The following is a 19,436-nucleotide window of genomic DNA, read 5'->3' on the forward strand; positions in this document are numbered from 1 at the left end:
GAAAACTTGTTCCGCACGGTGGATGAGTACAACTCGCGCCCCATCCGTATCAAAGGCCGGACGCGTCCCCCGGTTTCCGATCGGCAACCGGACTCCGTACCCCCCTTCAGGAGGCGACGAGTTGAGTCACAGGCGAATACCCAAGCGGAAGGCCATTCTCGCGGGAGCTGGGGCGGTGGGAATCGCCGCAGCGGCCATCCTGCTGCCCCACGCCAACGCTTCGCAGTCGGAATCCGACTCCGAGGCGCGGTCGGCCCCCAGGACGATGAGCGCCGCATCGGCCGCGGAGCTCGTCTCCGAACTGGGCGAGAAGCTTGGCGAGGCCTACGGCGGCGCGTACTACGACGCCGAGAAGCAGCAGGTCGTCGTCAACGTGGTGGGCAGCAACAACAACGTCGTTGTCGAGGTCAAAAAGGCCGGCGCCGTGGCGCGGAGTGTCCAGAACAGCACGGGCGAACTCAAGTCCGCCGCGAGCACCTTGGCCGACAAGGCCACCATCCCGGGAACGGCGTGGGCCGTCGACCCGAAGAGCAACCAGATCCTCGTCACGGCGGACCGCACGGTCTCGGGCGAGCGGTGGGACAGACTGGAGACGACCGTAAAGTCCCTGGGCACGGGCATGGCCCGGATCCAGAAGTCCGCCGGCGAGTTCAAGCCCTTCGTGGAGGGTGGCGACGCCATCTTCGGCGGCGGCGCGCGCTGCTCGCTCGGCTTCAATGTCACCACTCAGGACGGCAGTCCCGGCTTCCTGACCGCGGGCCACTGCGGTGTCGCCGCCGAGCAGTGGTCGGAGGAAGCGAACGGCGAGCCCATCGGCACGGTCGAGGCGGCGACGTTCCCCGGCGACGGTGACTTCGCGCTCGTCACGTACGACGACCCGGCGACGCAAGCCGCGAGCGAGGTCGATCTGGGCAACGGACAGACCGTGCCGATCACGCAGGCGGCCGACGCGGCGGTCGGCCAGGCAGTGTTCCGTATGGGCAGCACCACCGGGCTGAAGGACGGCGCGGTCACCGGCCTCGACGCCACCGTGAATTACCCGGAGGGCACGGTCACCGGGCTCATCCAGACCGATGTCTGCGCCGAGCCGGGCGACAGCGGCGGTTCGCTCTTCACCCAGGACGGGAACGCGATCGGCCTCACCTCGGGCGGCAGCGGAGACTGCACCGCGGGCGGCGAGACGTTCTTCCAGCCCGTGACGACGGCCTTGGCCGCGGTCGGCGCCCAGATCGGCGACGGCGGCGCGGCCGACGGTGGCGCGGCGAACGGTGGCGCTGAGGCCGACGGCGGTGCGGCTGGTGACGGCGGCGCTGAGGCCGACGGTGGCGCGGAAGCCGACGGCGGTGCTCAGGCGAACGGCGGTGCTGAGGCCGACGGTGGCGCGGCTGGTGACGGTGGCGCTCAGGCCGACGGTGGCGCGGCTGGTGACGGTGGCGCTCAGGCCGACGGTGGCGCGGCTGGTGACGGCGGCGCTGAGGCCGACGGCGGTGCGGCAGGTGACGGTGGCGCGGCTGGTGACGGCGGCGCGGCCGACGACATCGGCGGCGACGCGCACGACGGCCTCGGTCAGACCGGCTGACGCCTCCACGTAAAGGCCCCGGGTGTCGGCGGATGCCCGGGGCCACAGCCCTGCCCGGCCATCAGTGACCGGGACCTCAGCCGTCGGCGGCCGCGCAGTCGGCCGCGTCCGGGTCCGCGGTGTCCAGCCTCGCGGTCAGCGCGTTGAGATCGTCGCGCAGTCGGCGGATGCGCTCCAGGGGCATCCCGGTGGCCGCCGCGATCCGGCGCGGTACATCGAGCGCCTGCTCGCGGAGCGCGGCGCCCTCGGCCGTGGGGCGGACGGTGACCGAGCGCTCGTCCTCCGGGCTGCGCCTGCGCTCCACGTAACCCGCCGCCTCAAGGCGCTTGAGCAGCGGTGACAGGGTGCCCGAGTCCAGCCTCAGATACTCGCCGATCCGCTTCACCGGCAGCTCGCCGTGCTCCCAGAGCACCAGCATCACCAGGTACTGCGGGTAGGTGAGGTTCAGATCCTTCAGCGCGGTCCGGTAGACGCCGTTGAAGGCGCGGGACGCGGCGTGCAGCGAGAAGCAGATCTGGTTGTCGAGGCGCAGGAAGTCCTCGTCCGGCACGGTCGTCAACGTCGTCTTCTCCATGGAGTCAGCATACCCGATCGTCGTTCGTACGCCATTTAGTTGCGCACAACTAAATTGCGTGCCACTATCGTGCTCAACGGTTCCCCACAGACGAAGAGGGATGCAACTCATGGACGCGATCTACACCGCTGTCGCCACCGCCAACGGCCGCGAGGGCCGCGCCGTCAGCTCCGACGGCCAGGTCGATCTGCCGTTGGCCCACCCCAAGGCCCTTGGCGGCAACGGCGAGGGGACCAACCCCGAGCAGCTCTTCGCCGCCGGTTACGCCGCCTGTTTCGCGAGCGCCATGGGTGTCATCGGCCGTATGGAGAAGATCGACGTCAAGGACGTCTCGGTGACGGCCGAGGTCAGCATCGGCAAGGACACCGACGGCGGCTTCGCACTCTCCGTCGTCATGCGCGCGGAGCTGCCCGATCACCTCCAGGGCGAGGCGGGCCGCGACCTCCTGGAGAAGACCCACGCCTTCTGCCCCTACTCCAAGGCGACTCGCGGCAACCTGCCGGTCGAGCTCGTCATCGAGTAGTCACGCGGCCCGGGGGCGGGCCCGCGGGCGAATCCGGGCGGCTGCCCGCAGGTCGGTCAAGGCCGGGCCTGCGGGCAGCCGCTTGCGCGTTCCGTCATGTCGAAGTCGCCGCTTCCTTGCTTCCTTCCCCGCCACCGCGCGCGTCTTCCCGGTCCGGTCCGCCGACTCGATCGTGCGACGGATCGGCCGCGCCCGGGAGCGTGGTGTGGTGGAAGAGGAGATTCAGCGCGAACGCGGTCACCGCGGCGCTGGTGATGCCGCTGCCGGTGATGATCTGCGCCCAGGACGGGAAACCGTCGTAGATGCCGTCGGCGACCTCCGGCAGCAGGCCAACGCCCAGTGAGACCGACGCGATGGTCATGTTGTGGCCGTCGCCGAGGTCGACGCGGCGCAGCGTATTGATGCCGACCATCGTGACCGTGGCGAACAGCACGAGCCCCGCGGCGCCGACGACGGGCCCCGGCAGCGCGGCGACCACCTCGCCCAGCTTGGGCACCAGGCCGAGCGCGATCAGAATGCCGCCCGCCACCGCGGTGACGTACCGGCTTACGACCTTCGTCATGCCGATCAGCCCGACGTTCTGGCTGAAGACGGTGTCCATGAAGGAGTTCATCGCCCCGCCGAGGACACCGGAGAGACCGTCGGCGGCCAGGCCCCGCGCCAAGTCCTTGTCGCTGACCGGCCGTCCGGCCGCCTCGCCCACCGCGAGCATCGACGCCGTCGACTCGGTGAAGATCACCAGCATCACCACGCACATCGCGACGACGGCGGTCGGCGGAAACTGCGGGGCACCGAAGTGGAACGGCGCTGCCAGCCCCAGCCAGTTCGCGCCCGAGACTCCGGAGAAGTCGGTCAGATCCATCGGTACGGCCGCCAGCGTGCCGAAGACCAGCGCGAGCAGGACTCCTATCTGCCCCAGATAGCCGCGGGCGAACCTGGCGAAGATCACGATGAATGCCAGCACCCCGCCCGCCAGGGCGAGTCGGGAACCCGATGCGTAGTCGGCGGCCTTCGGGTCATTGCCGGTGATCAGCCCGGCGGCGACGCCGATCAGGGAGAGCCCGATGACCGTGATCACCGTCCCGCTCACCAGTGGCGGGAAGAACCGCACCAGCCGCGCGAACGGCACGGCGATCAGCAGTCCGAAGAAGCCGGCCGCGAGCATGGAGCCGTACACGGCCTGCATGCCGTACTCCTGCTCGATCAGGATCATCGGGGTCACCCCGGCGAACGTCGCGCCGGTGACGATGGGGAGCCTGATGCCGAGTATCTTGCCGATGCCCAGGCTCTGGACCAGCGTGACCAGACCCGCGACGAGCAGATCCGCGTTGATGAGCAGGGCGATGGCCGAGGAGTCCAGACCGGCCGCCGCGCCGAAGACCAGCGGCACGGTGACACAGCCGGTGTACATGATCAGCACATGCTGGATACCCAGCGCGGCCAGCCGGGCGGCCGGCGGCCGGCGGTCGACGGGGTGGCGGGACACTGCGGCATCCATGGGCAGACCTTCCGGTGCGGGGACTGCCCGGCATTGACGCAGGTGATCTTTTGCTGAGCACGGCGATCGCGTTACGCGCGTGTATCAGCGCCAGGGTTCACTCACCGCGAACGTCTTGCCGGACGTATAGCAATTGACGTACATGGTCTCCCCGTCCGGCGAGAAAGTAACTCGCGCGAACTCGCACCACTCCGGAGCCTTTGGCCTGCCGATGTTCTGCCGCCCACGCGCGTGGATGAGTTCTCAGCACGTGCCTGCGAAGGCGATCCCGGCGCTCAACGCACCGGCGTAGCCCCGGGATCTGACGGTGTGTCGCGGATACGAGGCAACTCCCTTGACGGGGCACCCTTCATGCCGAAGGCCAAGGAGGAGGACAGGAGATGTGACCCGCACGTGTGCACCACGCGTATTGCTCACACGTGAACCGTGCGGGCCACGGCGCCTCTATCCGTCGCTCAAAGGAACGTCGAGTCAGGCGAGCGAAGCGCTCAGCGTGATCGTCGTACCCGTCAGCGCCTGGCTGACCGGGCAGTTCGCCTTCGCGTCCTCGGCAGCCTTGACGAAGCCGGCCTCGTCGAGACCCTCCACCTCACCCTCCACCGTGAGGTGGATACCGGTGATGCCGGTGCCGGGCTGGAAGGTCACCTCCGCCTGGGTGTTCAGCCGGGTCGGCGGGGTGCCGGCCTGGGCGAGTCCGTGCGAGAGAGCCATGGAGAAGCAGCTGGAATGGGCGGCTGCGATCAGTTCCTCGGGACTGGTCTTGCCGTTTGCCTGCTCGGCACGCGACGGCCAGGAGACCGCATAGTCGCCGATGCCTGAGGAGTCGAAGGTCACGGTGCCCGTGCCCTCGGTGAGGTTGCCCTCCCAGACCGTGTGCGCCTGACGCTTGGTGGCCATGATGCGAATCCCCTCTACGAAAGGTGAGTTACGCACCCGAACCTACTGGTCCACCAAGCCCTTCGCGTCCCGAGCCAGCGCGGTGAGACGCGAGATCGCCCGGAAGTACTTCTTGCGGTAGCCGCCGTTCAGCATCTCTTCGCTGAACAGTCGGTCGAAAGGCATTCCCGAAGCGAGCACCGGAACCTCACGGTCGTACAGCCGGTCGGCGAGCACGACCAGCCGCAGCGCCGTCGACTGGTCCGCGATGGGCTGCACATCCGTGAGGCAGACGGCGCGCAGACCGTCGGCGAGCGCCCCGTACCGGCTCGGATGCACCTTCGCGAGGTGCTCCAGCAGACGCGGGAAGTCGTCCAGGGACGCGCCGTTGGTCGCGTACGCGGTCTTGGCGACCTGTTCCTCGGAGTACGGGGGAGGGGCCTTTGGCAGTCCGCGGTGGCGGTAGTCCTCGCCGTCGATGCGCAGCGGGCGGAAGTGCGCGGAGAGGCCCTGGATCTCGCGGAGGAAGTCGGCGGCGGCGAACCGGCCCTCGCCGAGCTTGCCGGGCAGTGTGTTCGAGGTGGCCGCCAGCGCCACGCCCGCGTCGACCAGCTTGCCGAGCAGCGTCGAAACGAGAACGGTGTCGCCCGGGTCGTCCAGCTCGAACTCGTCGATGCACAGCAGCCGGTGCCCGCTCAGGGTCCGCACGGTCTGCTGGAAGCCGAGCGCGCCGACGAGGTTCGTCAGCTCCACGAAGGTGCCGAAGGCCTTCAGTGACGGTTCCGCCGGGGTGGCGTGCCACAGGGAGGCGAGCAGATGCGTCTTGCCGACGCCGTAGCCGCCGTCGAGGTAGACGCCGCGCGGTCCGGTGGGCGCCGCGGGCTTCCTGGCGAACCACCTGCGCCGGCCCGAGCCGCTCGCGTGCGCCCCGCCGAGGCCCGCCGCGAACGAGGCGAGGACCGTGACCGCCTCGCTCTGGCTGGGCTGGTTCGGGTCGGGGACATACGTATCGAAGCGCACCGAGTCGAAGCGCGGCGGCGGCACCATCTCCGCGACCAGCCGGTCGGCGGGGACATGCGGCTCGCGGGCGCACAGGGACAGCGGGGCCGCTTCGGTTATGGCACTGGTCGACACAGTTCCCAACTGTAAGGGTCGTGCCAGACTGCACGGCATGCGACGTCTGCTCCCTGTGACCGACCAGACAGCCGCCGTGGACCGGGAGTGGTCCCTGGACGAGCTGGCCGAGGCCTATGCCTATCCGGCCGACGGGACCGTAGCCGGAACCGAGACCGGGAGCGGGCCCGGAGGCGGGACGGGTTCCGGAGGAGGCGTCCGTGCCACGGGCCGGGCCTGGCTGCGGGCGAACATGGTCTCCTCGCTGGACGGTGCCGCCCAGCACGAGGGCCGCTCGCAGGCCATCTCGTCCGACACCGACATGCGGATCTTCGGCACGCTGCGGGGGCTCGCCGATGCGGTGGTGGTGGGCGCGGAAACGGTACGCCTGGAGGGCTACCGCCCGGCCCGCGCCCGGGAGGCCTTCGCCGAGCGGCGGGCCGCTGCCGGTCAGAGCCCCGCGCCCGCGATCGCCGTGGTCAGCGCCTCGCTCGACCTCGACTACTCGCTCCCGCTGTTCGCCGAGCCGTTGGTCCCGACGATGGTGCTGACCGGGGCCGCCGCGCCCCCGGACCGTATCCGCGCGGCGGAGAAGGCGGGCGCCGAGGTGGTGATCGCCGGGGACGGGCCCGGGGTGGAGCCCGTCAGGGCGGTACGAGCACTGGCCGAGCGCGGTCTGGTGCGGTTGCTCACAGAGGGAGGGCCGAGGTTGCTGGGTCAATTCGTGGCGGCCGGGGTACTCGACGAGCTGTGCCTGACCCTGTCGCCGACGATGACGGCGGGGGACGCGCAGCGGATCGCGGGTGGACCGGCGCTGGCCGTTCCGGAGAGGTTCGCCCTCGCCTCTGTACTGGAGGAGGCGGGGTTCCTGTTCACCCGCTACCGTCACATCTGACAATTGGCGGAAGTCGTCGTTCCGGTTCGCGTCGGCCGGTGATCCGGCTGGGCGCACTTAGTCTCGCAAAACCCCGTGCGGGCACGGGGAAGGATGGTTTCCGCAGAAGGGCCCGGAAGTGTTCACAAGCGTATTGATGATCGAGAAGCCCCTGACGTCCGAAGACGTGGAATTCGTCACCACCCTGCACGGTGACGAGGCTGTCTCGTTCTTTGTACTGATGCAGCCCCGCGGCGACCAGGCCGACGTGCTGCTGCGGGCCATCGACGACGTGGCTATCGGCGAACTGAAGGAAGCCGTCCGCGAGGGCGAGGAGCCGGAGGGCCAGGATGCCAAGCCCCTCGCCGAGCGCGCCCTGGACCACTCGCTCGCCGCGCTGCGGGCCGCCGGCTGCGAGGCCGTGGGCCAGGTCGTCGAGGACCATCCGCTGGACAGGCTGAAGGCGGCCGTCGACGAGTCGAGCGCCGACGAAGTGATCGTGCTGACCGCGCCGCACTATGTGGAGGAGTTCTTCCACCGCGACTGGGCCTCCAGGGCCCGCCACAAGGTCGGCGTACCGGTGCTCAAGCTATTCGCGCACAGCGAATAGGGTGGACCCTCGCACATATCGCATATCGCGAGCACACCTCGCTCGCTGATCTCGCACGCTGATCCAGCTCGTACATCTTGGGGAGACACACGCATGGCACCCGCCGTCCCTAGCGCCATGGAACGCCCGCACTTCATCGGCATCGGCGGAGCCGGAATGTCGGGCATCGCGAAGATCCTCGCCCAGCGCGGCGCGAAGGTGGCGGGCAGCGACGCCAAGGAGTCGGCGACGGCCGAGGCCCTGCGGGCGCTGGGCGCCACCGTCCACATCGGGCATGCGGCCTCGCACCTCGCGGACGACGCGACCTGCGTGGTCGTCTCCAGTGCCATCCGCGCCGACAACCCCGAGCTGGCGCGCGCCGCCGAGCTGTCCATCCCGGTCGTGCACCGTTCCGACGCGCTGGCCTCGCTGATGACGGGCCTGCGCTCGATCGCCGTCGCCGGCACGCACGGCAAAACCACCACCACGTCGATGCTGGCCGTGGCCCTGACCGAGCTGGGCCTCGACCCCGCGTACGCCATCGGCGGCGACCTCGACGGACCGGGGACGAACGCCCGCCACGGCGAGGGCGACATCTTCGTGGCGGAGGCCGACGAGAGCGACCGCAGCTTCCAGAAGTACGACCCCGAGGTCGCGATCGTCCTCAATGTGGAGCTCGACCACCACGCCAACTACGCCTCGATGGACGAGATCTATGACTCCTTCGAGACGTTCGTCGGCAAGGTCGTCCCGGGCGGCACGCTGGTGGTCTCCGCCGACCAGCCCGGCGCCGTCGAGCTCACCTCCCGTATCCGCGACCTGTCCACGCTGAAGGTCGTCACCTACGGCGAGGCATCGTCCGCGGACGTCCGCGTCCACAAGGTCACCCCGCGCGGCCTCACCAGCGAGGTCACGGTCTTGCTGAACGGCAAGTTCCTCACCTTCATGGTCTCGGTCCCCGGCCGTCACTACGCGAACAACGCCGTGGCCGCACTCGCCGCCGGCGTCGCCCTCGGCATCCCGGCGCACAACCTCGCATCGGCGATCGGCAAGTACACCGGCGTCAAGCGCCGCCTCCAGCTCAAGGGCGAGGCCGCGGGCGTCCAGGTCATCGACTCGTACGCCCACCACCCGACGGAGATGACCGCCGACCTCGAAGCGATGCGCGGCGCGGCGACGGACGCCCGGCTGCTGGTCGTCTTCCAGCCGCACCTGTTCTCCCGCACCCAGGAACTCGGCACGGAGATGGGCCAGGCCCTCGCGCTGGCCGACGCGTCCGTGGTCCTCGACATCTACCCGGCCCGCGAAGACCCGATCCCGGGCATCACCAGCGCCCTGATCATCGACGCGGCGCGCGCGGCGGGCGCGGAAGTGACGGCCGTCCAGGACAAGGCGACCGTGCCCGACGTGGTCGCGGGAATGGCGAGGCCCGGTGATCTGGTTCTCACCATGGGCGCGGGCGACGTCACGGACCTCGGTCCGGACATCCTGAAGAAGCTCGACCCGGCCCGCCTGTCGAACTGAGGGAGCCGTTCTCATGTCGTACGACGTTGACAAGCCGGACGAGCAGTGGCGCGCGGAGCTGTCCCCCGCGGAGTACCAGGTACTGCGGAAGGCCGGCACGGAGCCCGCCTTCGTCGGTGAGTACACGGACACCAAGACGGAGGGCGTGTACTCCTGCCGGGCGTGCGGCGCCGAGCTCTTCCGCTCGGACACGAAGTTCGAGTCGCACTGCGGCTGGCCGAGCTTCTACGACCCGAAGGACACGGACGCGGTCGAGCTGATCGAGGACCGCTCGCACGGGATGGCGCGCACGGAGGTGCGGTGCGCGCGGTGCGGATCGCACCTTGGGCATGTGTTCGAGGGGGAGGGGTATCCGACCCCGACCGACCAGCGGTACTGCATCAACAGCATCTCGCTGCGGCTGACGGCTGACGAGGGCTGACGGCGGCCGACGAGGGCTGAGCGGGCGCGGCTCCCGAACGACGGGGCAGGTACCTCTTGCGGGGACACATCAGTGATTCCGGTCCTGCGGGTTAATGCTTGCATTAACTTCGCGGCCAGTATCGGCGATCGAGCATGGCGACGCGGACCGCACCGAAGTCGCGACCCTGCGGTCGTACGTGGAGGCGCTGGGTGGCAGGCTTCGGGTCGTGGCCGACTTCGGGGACACGAATAACACGGTTGCCTGAGCCCTCCAGGTGGCGCGGCAGAGGAGTCTCCGCCTCCCGTGCGGCGCCCGAGGCGAGCCGGACGTCCTCGCCGTGGGCGGCCGTTCCAGGTCGAAGTTGAAGGCGAACGCCGCGAGTTCGGCGAGGCGCTGCCGCCGGTGCAGGGCATGTCCGTCATGCGGCCGGAGTTACCTGGGCTGCAGCAGGTCCCAGCGGTTGCCGTAGAGATCCTCGAAGACCGCGACCGAGCCGTAGCACTCGTGCCGCGGCTCCTCCAGGAAGCGCACGCCCGCCGCCGTCATCCTCGCGTGGTCGGCCGCGAAGTCCTCGGTGTGCAGGAAGAAGCCGACCCGGCCGCCCGTCTGCGCGCCCACACTGGCGCGCTGGCGCTCGTCCTTGGCGCGGGCCAGCAGCAGGGCGGTGGCGTCGCCCGACCCGCGCGGGCGGACCACCACCCAGCGACTGCCGTCCCCGCGGTCGGTGTCCTCGACCAGCTCGAAGCCGAGCGCGCCGGTGTAGAAGGCGATGGCCTCGTCGTAGTCACGGACGACAAGGGTGACCAGGGCGATGTACATGCGCTCAAGTTATACGTATGACGAAGATCGTTCAACACGATGGAACAATGCGGACCATGCATGCGCCGCCACCCCCTTCGTACCCACCGCACGTCCTGTACCGCGCCCGCGCCCTCGCCGTCCCCGGACGTCGCCTCGTCCTCGGCATCGCGGGAGCCCCGGGCGCCGGTAAGTCGACCCTCGCCGCCCATCTCGTCGACGCCCTCGACGGACTCGCCGTCCTCGTACCCATGGACGGCTTCCACCTCGCCAAGGCCGAGCTCGAACGCCTCGGCCGGGCCGGCCGCAAGGGCGCCCCCGACACCTTCGACGCCGCCGGATACGCCGCGCTGCTCGCCCGGCTGCGCGCCCCCGCCCCGGACGGCACGGTCTACGCCCCCGCCTTCGACCGCGTCCTGGAGGAGCCGGTCGCCGGCAGCATCCCGGTCGCCCCCGACGTGCCGCTCATCGTCACCGAAGGGAACTACCTCCTCCACGACGAAGGCCCCTGGGCGCAGGTCCGTCCCCTCCTCGACGAGGTCTGGTACCTGGAGATCGACGACGCCGTGCGCGTACGCCGCCTTGTCGACCGGCATGTGCGGTTCGGCAAGCAACGGCAGTACGCCGAGCGCTGGGTCCACGACTCCGACGAGCCCAACGCCCGGCTGGTCGCCCGCGGCCGCAACCGCGCCGACTTCGTCGTCACGCAGTCCCCGTAGCCCCCGGGGCCCCGCACGCCCCAGCCCGTGGCGAATGAGCCGGACGGGGTCGGTACGCTCGAATCCCTGGCACGCTGGCGAACGAGCGAAGGCGGTTGACGTGGGGTTGTTCCGGCGAGGGCCGAAGCGTGACGGACGCGATGCACCCCGGGACCCCGAGTTCTCCTTCTTCTCGGCCGACGAGGGCACACGCTTCCGCGCCCAGGTGCGGGAAGCCTTCGCCGAATCGGGCCTGGAGGTGACCGTCTACGCCGACGTGGTGACCGACAGCGCGGGCCGCCAGTTCGGCCTCGCCAACCTCGCCGCCGTCTGCCACAACGACGACCGCGGGCCGCGGGCCTGGCCCGAACTCGTCCGCCAGCACGTCGGCATGGTGCTGCGCACCATGGACGCCCCCTCCGCGCTCGACACCCTGCCGACCGAACAGATCCGCGCCCAGCTCTACCCCCGCGTCGTCGGCCGCGACGGCTTCAACCCGGAGAACTTCGGCTACGCACGCCCCCTCGCCCCCGACCTGTACGAGATCATCGCGCTCGACCTCCCGGAGAGCGTCATGATGCTCACCGACGAGGCACTGGAACCCCTCGGCGACCTCCAGTACCTGCGCGACCAGGCGCTCTACAACCTCAGGGGACTGCCCGTCGAGGGACACGAGACCGTCAAGGACGCCGAGGGCATGCGCTTCGAAGTGGTCCTCGGCGACTCCTTCTACACCGCCAGCCGGGTCCTGGCGCTGGACAGCGTCGTACGGCAGGTCACCGGGGAACAGCTCACCGACGACGGCGCGCTGGTGGCCATGCCCTTCCGGCACCAGCTCGCCTTCCACGCCATCCACGACGCCGGGATGATCTCCGCCCTCGACGGCATGGCCTCCTTCGCGGCCTCCAGCTACGTCGACACCCCCGGCGCCATCAGCCCGTACGTCTACTGGTGGCGCCAGGGCACGCTCACCCAGCTCAGCGACCACGACGAGGACGGCGACGGCCTGCGCATCGTGATCGGCGACGAGTTCCAGGAACTCCTCGAGCGGCTGGTGGCCAAGGGCCAGGAATGAGCTCGCGCGCCGCACGGGCTGCGGGCAGGATGGCCCCATGCCCACGACGCCCGCGCCCTTCACCGCCGACGACTACCAGGCCCGGATGGTCCGCGCCGCCGACTCCGCAGCCGAGGCGGGGCTCGCCGGTGTGCTGGTCGCGCCCGGCCCCGACCTCACGTACCTCACCGGCTACCGGCCCGCGGTCACCGAACGGCTGACCCTCCTCGTCCTCGCCGCGGGCCGGGACCCCGTCCTCGTCGTCCCCACCCTGGAGGCACCGGACGCCGAGCGGGCCCCGGGCGCGGCCGCCCTGACCCTGCGGGACTGGACCGACGGCAAGGACCCGTACGGCGTCACCGCGCCGCTGCTCGATGCGGACGGCCGCTTCGGCATCAGCGACAACGCCTGGGCGATGCATCTGCTCGGCCTGCAGAAAGCGCTCCCGGGGACCTCGTACGCATCGCTCACCGAAGCGCTGCCGATGCTGCGGGCGGTCAAGGACGCGACCGAGCTGGAGCGGCTTGCCGAGGCCGGCGCGGCCGCCGACGCGACGTACGAGGAGATCCTCAAGGTCCGCTTCTCGGGGCGCAAGGAGACGGACGTCGCGGCTGATCTCGCCGCGCTGCTCAAGCACTTCGGCCACTCCCAGGTCGACTTCACCGTCGTCGGCTCGGGGCCGAACGGCGCCAATCCGCACCACGAGGCCGGTGACCGCACCATCGAGCACGGCGACATGGTCGTCCTCGACTTCGGCGGCCTCAAGCACGGCTACGGCTCCGACACCTCCCGCACCGTCCATGTCGGCGAGCCGGGCCCCGCCGAACGGCACGTCCACGACGTCGTACAGGAGGCGCAGCGGGCCGGGGTCGAGGCGGTGAAGCCGGGCGTGGCCTGCCAGGAGATCGACCGCGCCGCCCGCGAGATCATCGAGGAGGCCGGGTACGGAGACCTGTTCATCCACCGCACCGGCCACGGCATCGGCGTCACCACGCATGAACCGCCGTACATGATCGAGGGCGAGGGACGGCCGCTGGTGCCCGGGATGTGCTTCTCCGTCGAGCCGGGGATCTATCTCCCCGGGCGCTTCGGCGTCCGCATCGAGGACATCGTCACGGTCACCGAGGACGGCGGCCGCCGCCTGAACACCACCTCGCGCGAGATGGCGATCGTTGGGTAGCAGGGCCTGACCGCCCGTCAGCCGACAGTGCTCAGCGCGGGTCGTGATGGCTGTGGCGCGCCAGCATGTCGTAGGGATACGGCAGCGGGCGCGCGCTCGCCGCGTCCAGCTTCGCGGTCTGGTCCGCCGTCAGCTCCCAGCCGACCGCGCCCAGATTGTCCGTCAGCTGCTCGGCCGTGCGCGGCCCGATGATGGGCGCGGTCACCGCCGGCCGCTGTGCCAGCCAGCGCAGCGCGACCTGCGACGGCGTACGGCCCGCCTCGTCGGCGACCTCGTGGAGCGCGTCCAGCACGCGCCACGTTTCCTCGGTGTCCCGCTCGCGCCAGCCCTCGTTCCCCGACTGCTCCTGGAATCGGGCCTCCCGGGAGTCGGCCGGCACGGACCCCATACCGCGCCGGTACTTGCCGGTCAGCCAGCCGCCCGACAGCGGGCTCCACGCGATGACGCCGATGCCCTCGGCCTCGCACAGCGGCGCCAACTCCCACTCCAGCTCCCGGCGCAGCAGGTTGTAGAGCGGCTGAAGACACACATAGGGCTCCCACCCACGGTGCCGGGCCGTATCCAGAGAGCGCTGCAACTGTGAGGCGGACACATTGCTGGCGCCCACATAGCGGACCTTGCCGGCCTTCACCAAGGTGTCGAGCGTGGCGAGGGTCTCCTCGATCGGCGTCGTCGGATCCCACACATGCGTCTGGTAGAGGTCGATGTAGTCGGTGCCGAGCCGCCGCAGGCTCGCCTCCACCGCCGCCACGATGTGCTTGCGGCTCAGCCCGCCGTCGTTGGGGGCGTCGCCCATTCGCCCCCACACCTTGGTCGCGACGACCAGGTCGTCGCGCCTGCGCCCCTTGAGCCAGCGGCCCAGGATCTCCTCCGAGCCGCCGCGCCCGTACATGTCGGCGGTGTCGATGAAGGTGCCGCCCGCCTCGGTGAAGGCGTCGAGGACGCGATGTCCGCCCGCGTCGTCGGCGAAGCTCATCGTGCCGAGACACAGTTCGCTGACGCGCAGACCTGTCCTGCCCAGATTCCGTTGCTTCATAGCAGCGACAGTAGGAGCTCGAGTGTGCTCGAAGGCAAGGTTTTCAGTCGTCTGCCAGCACGACGCAGGACTCAGGTGGCAGGTGCAAAAGGCCGTCCGCGCCCGGCGCCTCGACCGGCTCCCAGGCGGCCAGCACCCGGCCGCGCCCGCCCAGCGGGATCGCGGCCGGATCCTTCGCGAGGTTGACCGCGACCCGCAGATCGCCGCGCCGGAAGGCCAGCCAGCGCGCCTGTTCGTCGTACGCCACTTTCACCGCGGCCAGATCGGGGTCGGCCAGATCGGGCTGCGTACGGCGCAGCGCGATCAGTTCGCGGTGCCAGGCCAGCAGCCGGGCGTGCGGCTCCCGCTCCCGTTCGGCCCGGTCCACACAGGAGTGCTCCCTGGTACCCGGATCCTGCGGGTCGGGGATCTGTTCGGCCGCCCAGCCGTGCGCCGCGAACTCCCGTCGCCTGCCGCTGCGTACGGCCTCGGCGAGCTCCGGATCGGGGTGGTCGGTGAAGAACTGCCAGGGCGTGCGGGCGCCCCACTCCTCGCCCATGAACAGCATCGGTGTGAAGGGTCCGGTCAGCACCAGCGCGGCCGCGCACGCCAGCAGCCCCGGGGAGAGGGCGGCCGAAAGCCGGTCGCCCAGCGCCCGGTTGCCGATCTGGTCATGGGTCTGCGCATAGCCGAGGAAGCGGTGTGCGGGGGTGCTCGTCACATCGACCGGACGGCCGTGCGTACGGCCGCGGAAGGCCGAATACGTGCCGTCGTGGAAGAAGACGCGGGTGAGGGTCTTGGCGAGGGCCGCGAGGGGAGCGGCGGCGAAGTCGGCGTAGTAGCCCTGGGACTCGCCGGTCAGCACAGTGTGCAGGGCGTGGTGGAAGTCGTCGTTCCACTGCGCGTGCAGACCGAGGCCGCCCGCCGCCCGCGGCCGCGTCGTCCGCGGGTCGCACAGATCCGACTCGGCGATCAGGAACAGCGGCCGCCCCGTCTCGGCGGAGACCGCGTCGACGGCGGTCGACAGCTCCTCGAGGAAGGTCAGCGCCCGGGTGTCGGCGAGGGCGTGCACCGCGTCCAGACGCAGGCCGTCCAGACGGTGATCGAGCAGCCAGGCCAGCGCGCTGCCCAGCAGATACGCACGGACCTCGTCGGATCCCGGGGCGTCGAGGTTGACGGCCGAACCCCACGGTGTGTGGTGGGTGGCGGTGAAGTATGGGCCGAAGGCGGGCAGATAATTCCCGGACGGGCCGAGATGGTTGTGGACCACGTCCAAAACCACCCCGAGGCCGTGCCCGTGTGCCGTGTCGACAAAGCGCTTGAGCGCCTCGGGCCCCCCGTACGGCTCGTGCACGGCCCACAGCGACACGCCCTCGTAGCCCCAGCCGTGCACCCCCGGGAAGGGGCACACCGGCATCAGCTCGATATGCGTGATCCCCAACTCGGCAAGCTCGCCCAGCCGTTCGGCCGCCGCGTCCAGGGTGCCCTCGGGGGTGTATGTGCCGACGTGCAGCTCGTACAGCACCGCGCCGCCGAGCCCACGCCCCGGCCATGCGTGCCGCCACTCGTACGCACCGTGGTCGACCACCGCGCTCAGCCCGTCCGGTCCGTCCGGCTGGCGCCGCGAGCGCGGATCGGGCAGCACGGGCCCGCCGTCCAGCGCGAAGCCGTACCGTGCGCCGCCGCCCGCGTCGGCCTCCGCGTGCCACCAGCCCGCCCGCCCATCGGCACGCGCCATCGGGCGCTCCTCGCCCTCCAGCCACAGCGTTACCCGTTCCTCGGCCTGCGGCGCCCACACCTCGAACAGCACTGGGGGTCCCCTCGTCGACTCTGCCGGCCTCCATCCTGGCAAGATCGGGGTCTAGAGTCAGTGACGTTGAGGCTATTAAGGTCACCAACCATGTCGATGCCGCCGCTGCCCGCGTTCCCGCCCGGCTTCCTCTGGGGCGCGTCCGCCTCCGCCTTCCAGACCGAGGGGGGCGCCGACACCGACGGCAAGGGCCCCTCCGGTTGGGACGCCTTCGCCGCCCGCGGCCGGATCAAGGACGGCGCCGACGCCTCACGCGGCACCGGCTTCCACGCCCGCTACCGCGAGGACGTCGCCCTGCTCGCCGGGCTCGGCGCGGACGCCTTCCGCTTCTCGGTCAGCTGGCCGCGCGTCGTCCCCGCCGGCAGCGGCCGGGTCAACGCCGCCGGGCTCGGCTTCTACGACCGGCTCGTCGACGCGCTGTGCGCCCACGGCATCACGCCCGCGCCCACCCTCTACCACTGGGACACTCCGCTACCGCTGGAGGAGGCGGGCGGCTGGCTCAATCGCGACACGGCGGCCCGGTTCGCCGAGTACGCGTCCGTTGTCGCCGAACGGCTCGCCGACCGCGTACCAATGTGGATCACCATCAACGAGCCGGCCGAGGTCACCCTGCTCGGCTACGCCCTCGGCGAGCACGCGCCCGGCAAACAGCTCCTCTTCGACGCGCTGCCCGCCGCCCACCACCAGCTGCTCGCCCATGGCCTCGCCGTCCAGGCACTGCGCGCGGCGGGCGCGGCGAACATCGGCATCGCCGTCTCCCACTCACCGGTGCGGACCGCGGGGACGAGCGAGGAGGACCGGTTCGCCGCGGAGTTGTACGACACGATCACCAACTGGATGTTCGCCGACCCGATCCTGACCGGCCGCTACCCGGACGAGAACTTCGCCGCCCTGATGCCCGGACCGGTCGCCGACGATCTCGCCGTGATCTCCGCACCGCTGGACTGGTACGGAGTGAACTACTACCACCCAATGCTCGTCGGCGCGCCGTCGAGCGACGCCCTCGGGGACTTCGCGGGCGTCGGCATGCCCGCCGAACTCCCCTTCGGGCTGCGGGACATCGAGAGCGAAGAGCGCACCGACTTCGGCTGGCCGGTCGTCCCCGACGGGCTGCGCGAGCTGCTCGTGCGGCTGAATGACCGGTTCGGCGACGGCCTGCCGCCGCTGTACATCACCGAGAACGGCTGCTCGTACGACGGTCTCGACGACCCTCGTCGTATCGCCTTCCTCGACGCCCATCTGCGCTCGCTGCACGCGGCGATCGACGCGGGAGTCGACGTACGTGGCTACTTCACCTGGTCGCTCACCGACAACATCGAGTGGGTTGAGGGCGCGTCCCAGCGCTTCGGCCTCGTCCACGTCGACTACGAGACGCTGGAGCGCACGCCGAAGGCGTCGTACGCCTGGTACCGGGACGCCATCGCCGCCCAGCGATCAGCGCCTCAGAGGTGAACTCACGCCATCGGCTCGGGGGTGTCCGGAGGTTACGGACACCCCCGAGCTCGCTCAATGCCGCGAACCGGGAAGGAAGTGGATCCGCTCCTGGATGACGGGATGCCCGGCCCTGGCGAAGTTCGCGGCCATCGGGAAGTTGCCCTGATCGGTGGCGCCCGCGATGAACTCCGCGCCCCGCTGGGCCAGGAGGTGCGTGCACTCCGTGAGCAGGTCGTACGCATAGCCGTTGCCGCGCTGCTCCGGCACGACGCCGATGAAGCCGACGCACGGGCCTGACGGATTGTGCGCAGGGACGTGGATGCCGGTCAGCTCGCCCTCCGGCGTGTACGCCAGCTGCCACCACTCGCGCGGCGACGGGCACCAGTGGAAGAAGTCCAGCTCCTCCTGCGCGGCCCGGTCCAGTCCGCCCTCGTCGATGGCGCGCAGCGCGTGTGTGTCGAGCGTGACGGAGTGGACGCGGCGCAGCACGTCGAGGATCACGGCGTCGTCGGGCTCGGGCCGGAACTCCAGCCGCCCGGGCCGCTCGGGCAGCCCGCACTCCGGCGTCCAGCGGTACTGGTACCGCTCCACCAGGACGTTCATTCCGGCCGCCGTCGCGGCCCGGATCCTGGCCTCTCCGGCTTCCAGGGTGGCCGGGTCGTCGCGCCAGCCGGCGGGCAGGATCAGTTCGTACTCGACCTGGAACGGGGAGGTGCGCAGCAGCTCGGCGCCCGCCTCCTCCTCGCCTTCGGCGACGTCGAACCAGTTGACGTTGACGGGGGATTCGTCCTCGGGGCCGCCCCACCAGGCGGCCCGCGCGACGGTCTTGCCGTCGCGCAGCGCGACCCGCTTCCAGTCGGGGCGATGCGTGGCACGGGCCAGCGCGCGGCCCACGCCGAGCGGGTCGGGCAGGGTGTCGAAAAGATGTGCGTCGCTCTCGGTGAGCGCGCGGATGACCAGTTCGGTCATGGGAGAAGCCTCCGGGAAGAAGGAGTGCGGCAATCGCTCCCGGTCAGACAGTGAACGCGCGGAGGACCGGGCGGGAGCGCGGGAGTCGTGTGGTCTGCACTGCTCTCGCCTCCTTCCGTCGGTGTGGCGTCGCGATCACGCTAGAGGGCTGGGTGGGGAGCCGTCCAGCGCTTTTCCCGGCTGCGACCGGACAGTGCCGGCCGCTCGACGGAATTAAAGCTTCCGCGCAGGTCAGCAATGTCCCGACACTGTTCGGGAAGGCCGCTTCATCTGGACACCCCGCGTCTTCGGCCCGACAATCTCGTATGTGACGTCCTCCTACGAGTTCCACACGTATCCCGCTCGGCTCTCGGATGCCGAGCGCGACCGTGTCCTCGGTGTGCTCAGAGAGGGCGCGGCCCAGGGCAAGTTGTCGCACGACACCTTCATGCGGCGCATGGAACTCGCCCTGGTCGCCCGCCGGCCCGACGAACTCCGGGCGCTCACCGCCGACCTCGGCACCGAGCCCCGCTGGTCGCGGCGGCTCTACGCCGCGGTGGGCCGGGTGTCCGCGTTCTCCGTACGGATGCGCAGGGCGTGGCAGGCCGAGAAGCTACCGCCGCTGCTGCTGCCCGAACCCGGCCCGTACCCTCTGCGGATAGGCCGTGACCCGGCCAACGGACTGCGGCTGAGCCATGACACGGTCTCGCGACTGCACGCCGAACTGAGCAGGCAGGGCAGCCTGTGGATCCTGCGCGACCTCGGCTCGACCAACGGCACGACTGTGAACGGGCGTCGGGTCACCGGCTCGGTCGTCGTGCACGACGGGGACATGGTGGGCTTCGGCCGGATGAGTTTCCGCCTCACCGCGCGCTGACCTCCCCGAAGGCCGCGCGGAGCACCACAAGCGAGACCTCGGACGGTCTTCACGGAGATCCGCTGCGCG

19 protein-coding genes and 2 pseudogenes are annotated in these 19,436 nt (G+C 70.5%); 12 read left to right on the forward strand and 9 right to left on the reverse strand.

Annotated features, from left to right (window positions below):
- Nucleotides 1-121: 121 nt before the first annotated feature.
- On the forward strand, nucleotides 122-1,579 hold the full coding sequence (locus J7E87_RS06555) for a S1 family peptidase (RefSeq protein WP_215090860.1): 1,458 nt from the start codon (nucleotides 122-124) through the stop codon (nucleotides 1,577-1,579).
- Between the two features lie 76 nt (nucleotides 1,580-1,655).
- On the opposite strand, the gene J7E87_RS06560 is transcribed toward J7E87_RS06555, so the two are convergent.
- Nucleotides 1,656-2,153 carry a MarR family winged helix-turn-helix transcriptional regulator gene (locus tag J7E87_RS06560; RefSeq protein ID WP_215090862.1) on the reverse strand — a complete coding sequence of 166 codons (498 nt, stop codon included), beginning with the start codon at nucleotides 2,151-2,153 and terminating at the stop codon, nucleotides 1,656-1,658.
- 109 nt (nucleotides 2,154-2,262) lie between these two features.
- Here J7E87_RS06560 and J7E87_RS06565 point away from each other — a divergent pair, with 109 nt between their 5' ends.
- Complete coding sequence (locus J7E87_RS06565) at nucleotides 2,263-2,676, forward strand: organic hydroperoxide resistance protein (protein WP_215090864.1); 414 nt, start codon at nucleotides 2,263-2,265, stop codon at nucleotides 2,674-2,676.
- A gap of 94 nt (nucleotides 2,677-2,770) precedes the next feature.
- Here J7E87_RS06565 and J7E87_RS06570 read toward each other — a convergent pair whose 3' ends face one another.
- From J7E87_RS06570 to zapE, 4 genes and pseudogenes are all read right to left on the reverse strand, one after another.
- Nucleotides 2,771-4,174 (reverse strand): nucleobase:cation symporter-2 family protein, encoded by a 1,404-nt coding sequence (locus tag J7E87_RS06570; RefSeq protein WP_215090866.1) that lies wholly within the window; start codon nucleotides 4,172-4,174, stop codon nucleotides 2,771-2,773.
- An 84-nt stretch (nucleotides 4,175-4,258) separates the two neighbouring features.
- Nucleotides 4,259-4,405 (reverse strand): annotated as a pseudogene (locus J7E87_RS06575) (alkaline phosphatase PhoX); the annotation flags it as partial.
- Nucleotides 4,406-4,645: 240 nt separating this feature from the next.
- Nucleotides 4,646-5,071, reverse strand: coding sequence for an OsmC family protein (locus J7E87_RS06580; protein WP_215090868.1), 426 nt, complete (start codon nucleotides 5,069-5,071; stop codon nucleotides 4,646-4,648).
- Between the two features lie 42 nt (nucleotides 5,072-5,113).
- Entirely contained in the window at nucleotides 5,114-6,223 is a 1,110-nt protein-coding gene (zapE, locus tag J7E87_RS06585) for a cell division protein ZapE (RefSeq protein WP_251017019.1), read from the reverse strand.
- Between zapE and J7E87_RS06590 the strand changes: the two genes are divergently transcribed.
- The 5 genes and pseudogenes from J7E87_RS06590 to J7E87_RS36390 all read left to right on the forward strand — a co-directional run.
- Nucleotides 6,222-7,058 carry a pyrimidine reductase family protein gene (locus tag J7E87_RS06590; RefSeq protein ID WP_215090872.1) on the forward strand — a complete coding sequence of 279 codons (837 nt, stop codon included), beginning with the start codon at nucleotides 6,222-6,224 and terminating at the stop codon, nucleotides 7,056-7,058. The two genes, zapE and J7E87_RS06590, sit on opposite strands and share 2 nt — an antisense overlap.
- Nucleotides 7,059-7,176: 118 nt before the next feature.
- Complete coding sequence (locus J7E87_RS06595; RefSeq protein WP_215090874.1) at nucleotides 7,177-7,647, forward strand: indole-3-glycerol phosphate synthase; 471 nt, start codon at nucleotides 7,177-7,179, stop codon at nucleotides 7,645-7,647.
- 93 nt (nucleotides 7,648-7,740) lie between these two features.
- Nucleotides 7,741-9,150 (forward strand): UDP-N-acetylmuramate--L-alanine ligase, encoded by a 1,410-nt coding sequence (gene murC, locus J7E87_RS06600; RefSeq protein ID WP_215090876.1) that lies wholly within the window; start codon nucleotides 7,741-7,743, stop codon nucleotides 9,148-9,150.
- Between the two features lie 13 nt (nucleotides 9,151-9,163).
- On the forward strand, nucleotides 9,164-9,571 hold the full coding sequence (gene msrB / locus J7E87_RS06605; protein WP_215090878.1) for a peptide-methionine (R)-S-oxide reductase MsrB: 408 nt from the start codon (nucleotides 9,164-9,166) through the stop codon (nucleotides 9,569-9,571).
- 115 nt (nucleotides 9,572-9,686) lie between these two features.
- Nucleotides 9,687-9,818, forward strand: a pseudogene (locus J7E87_RS36390) (transcriptional regulator); the annotation flags it as partial.
- 167 nt (nucleotides 9,819-9,985) lie between these two features.
- Here J7E87_RS36390 and J7E87_RS06610 read toward each other — a convergent pair.
- Nucleotides 9,986-10,372 (reverse strand): VOC family protein, encoded by a 387-nt coding sequence (locus tag J7E87_RS06610; protein WP_215090880.1) that lies wholly within the window; start codon nucleotides 10,370-10,372, stop codon nucleotides 9,986-9,988.
- Between the two features lie 56 nt (nucleotides 10,373-10,428).
- Here J7E87_RS06610 and J7E87_RS06615 point away from each other — a divergent pair, with 56 nt between their 5' ends.
- The 3 genes from J7E87_RS06615 to J7E87_RS06625 all read left to right on the forward strand — a co-directional run bounded on the left by J7E87_RS06615 (nucleotide 10,429) and on the right by J7E87_RS06625 (nucleotide 13,283).
- Nucleotides 10,429-11,070 (forward strand): nucleoside/nucleotide kinase family protein, encoded by a 642-nt coding sequence (locus tag J7E87_RS06615; RefSeq protein WP_374195149.1) that lies wholly within the window; start codon nucleotides 10,429-10,431, stop codon nucleotides 11,068-11,070.
- 100 nt (nucleotides 11,071-11,170) lie between these two features.
- A complete protein-coding gene (locus J7E87_RS06620) occupies nucleotides 11,171-12,124 on the forward strand; it encodes a hypothetical protein (protein ID WP_215090883.1) in 954 nt (317 codons plus the stop codon).
- 37 nt (nucleotides 12,125-12,161) lie between these two features.
- Entirely contained in the window at nucleotides 12,162-13,283 is a 1,122-nt protein-coding gene (locus tag J7E87_RS06625; protein WP_215090886.1) for an aminopeptidase P family protein, read from the forward strand.
- 31 nt (nucleotides 13,284-13,314) lie between these two features.
- Here the strand turns inward: J7E87_RS06625 and J7E87_RS06630 are convergent, their stop codons facing one another.
- Nucleotides 13,315-14,319: an aldo/keto reductase gene (locus J7E87_RS06630; protein ID WP_215090887.1), complete on the reverse strand. Its 1,005-nt coding sequence runs from the start codon at nucleotides 14,317-14,319 to the stop codon at nucleotides 13,315-13,317.
- Between the two features lie 43 nt (nucleotides 14,320-14,362).
- Nucleotides 14,363-16,108 (reverse strand): malto-oligosyltrehalose trehalohydrolase, encoded by a 1,746-nt coding sequence (treZ, locus tag J7E87_RS06635; RefSeq protein ID WP_215090889.1) that lies wholly within the window; start codon nucleotides 16,106-16,108, stop codon nucleotides 14,363-14,365.
- 90 nt (nucleotides 16,109-16,198) lie between these two features.
- On the opposite strand from treZ, the gene J7E87_RS06640 reads away from it, so the two are divergent.
- The gene (locus tag J7E87_RS06640; protein WP_215090891.1) at nucleotides 16,199-17,560 is read left to right on the forward strand and encodes a GH1 family beta-glucosidase; all 1,362 of its coding nucleotides are present in this window, start codon (nucleotides 16,199-16,201) and stop codon (nucleotides 17,558-17,560) included.
- Between the two features lie 54 nt (nucleotides 17,561-17,614).
- On the opposite strand, the gene J7E87_RS06645 is transcribed toward J7E87_RS06640, so the two are convergent.
- Nucleotides 17,615-18,511 (reverse strand): GNAT family N-acetyltransferase, encoded by an 897-nt coding sequence (locus J7E87_RS06645; RefSeq protein ID WP_215090893.1) that lies wholly within the window; start codon nucleotides 18,509-18,511, stop codon nucleotides 17,615-17,617.
- 307 nt (nucleotides 18,512-18,818) lie between these two features.
- Between J7E87_RS06645 and J7E87_RS06650 the strand changes: the two genes are divergently transcribed.
- Entirely contained in the window at nucleotides 18,819-19,367 is a 549-nt protein-coding gene (locus J7E87_RS06650; RefSeq protein WP_215090895.1) for a DUF1707 and FHA domain-containing protein, read from the forward strand.
- The last annotated feature ends 69 nt before the right edge of the window (nucleotides 19,368-19,436 follow it).

This window comes from Streptomyces sp. ISL-1, from assembly GCF_018614585.1.
Lineage (GTDB): Bacteria > Actinomycetota > Actinomycetes > Streptomycetales > Streptomycetaceae > Streptomyces > Streptomyces maoxianensis.

What these genes read in the sequence shown, in the direction of transcription:
- J7E87_RS06615 (WP_374195149.1), top strand. Translation starts at nt 10,429, where the DNA reads ATGCATGCGCCGCCACCCCCTTCGTACCCACCGCACGTCCTGTACCGC.
- zapE (WP_251017019.1), bottom strand. Translation starts at nt 6,223, where the DNA reads ATGCCGTGCAGTCTGGCACGACCCTTACAGTTGGGAACTGTGTCGACC.
- J7E87_RS06630 (WP_215090887.1), bottom strand. Translation starts at nt 14,319, where the DNA reads ATGAAGCAACGGAATCTGGGCAGGACAGGTCTGCGCGTCAGCGAACTG.
- J7E87_RS06625 (WP_215090886.1), top strand. Translation starts at nt 12,162, where the DNA reads ATGCCCACGACGCCCGCGCCCTTCACCGCCGACGACTACCAGGCCCGG.
- J7E87_RS06565 (WP_215090864.1), top strand. Translation starts at nt 2,263, where the DNA reads ATGGACGCGATCTACACCGCTGTCGCCACCGCCAACGGCCGCGAGGGC.
- J7E87_RS06640 (WP_215090891.1), top strand. Translation starts at nt 16,199, where the DNA reads ATGTCGATGCCGCCGCTGCCCGCGTTCCCGCCCGGCTTCCTCTGGGGC.
- murC (WP_215090876.1), top strand. Translation starts at nt 7,741, where the DNA reads ATGGCACCCGCCGTCCCTAGCGCCATGGAACGCCCGCACTTCATCGGC.
- J7E87_RS06610 (WP_215090880.1), bottom strand. Translation starts at nt 10,372, where the DNA reads ATGTACATCGCCCTGGTCACCCTTGTCGTCCGTGACTACGACGAGGCC.
- J7E87_RS06580 (WP_215090868.1), bottom strand. Translation starts at nt 5,071, where the DNA reads ATGGCCACCAAGCGTCAGGCGCACACGGTCTGGGAGGGCAACCTCACC.
- J7E87_RS06590 (WP_215090872.1), top strand. Translation starts at nt 6,222, where the DNA reads ATGCGACGTCTGCTCCCTGTGACCGACCAGACAGCCGCCGTGGACCGG.
- msrB (WP_215090878.1), top strand. Translation starts at nt 9,164, where the DNA reads ATGTCGTACGACGTTGACAAGCCGGACGAGCAGTGGCGCGCGGAGCTG.
- J7E87_RS06570 (WP_215090866.1), bottom strand. Translation starts at nt 4,174, where the DNA reads ATGGATGCCGCAGTGTCCCGCCACCCCGTCGACCGCCGGCCGCCGGCC.
- J7E87_RS06645 (WP_215090893.1), bottom strand. Translation starts at nt 18,511, where the DNA reads ATGACCGAACTGGTCATCCGCGCGCTCACCGAGAGCGACGCACATCTT.
- J7E87_RS06560 (WP_215090862.1), bottom strand. Translation starts at nt 2,153, where the DNA reads ATGGAGAAGACGACGTTGACGACCGTGCCGGACGAGGACTTCCTGCGC.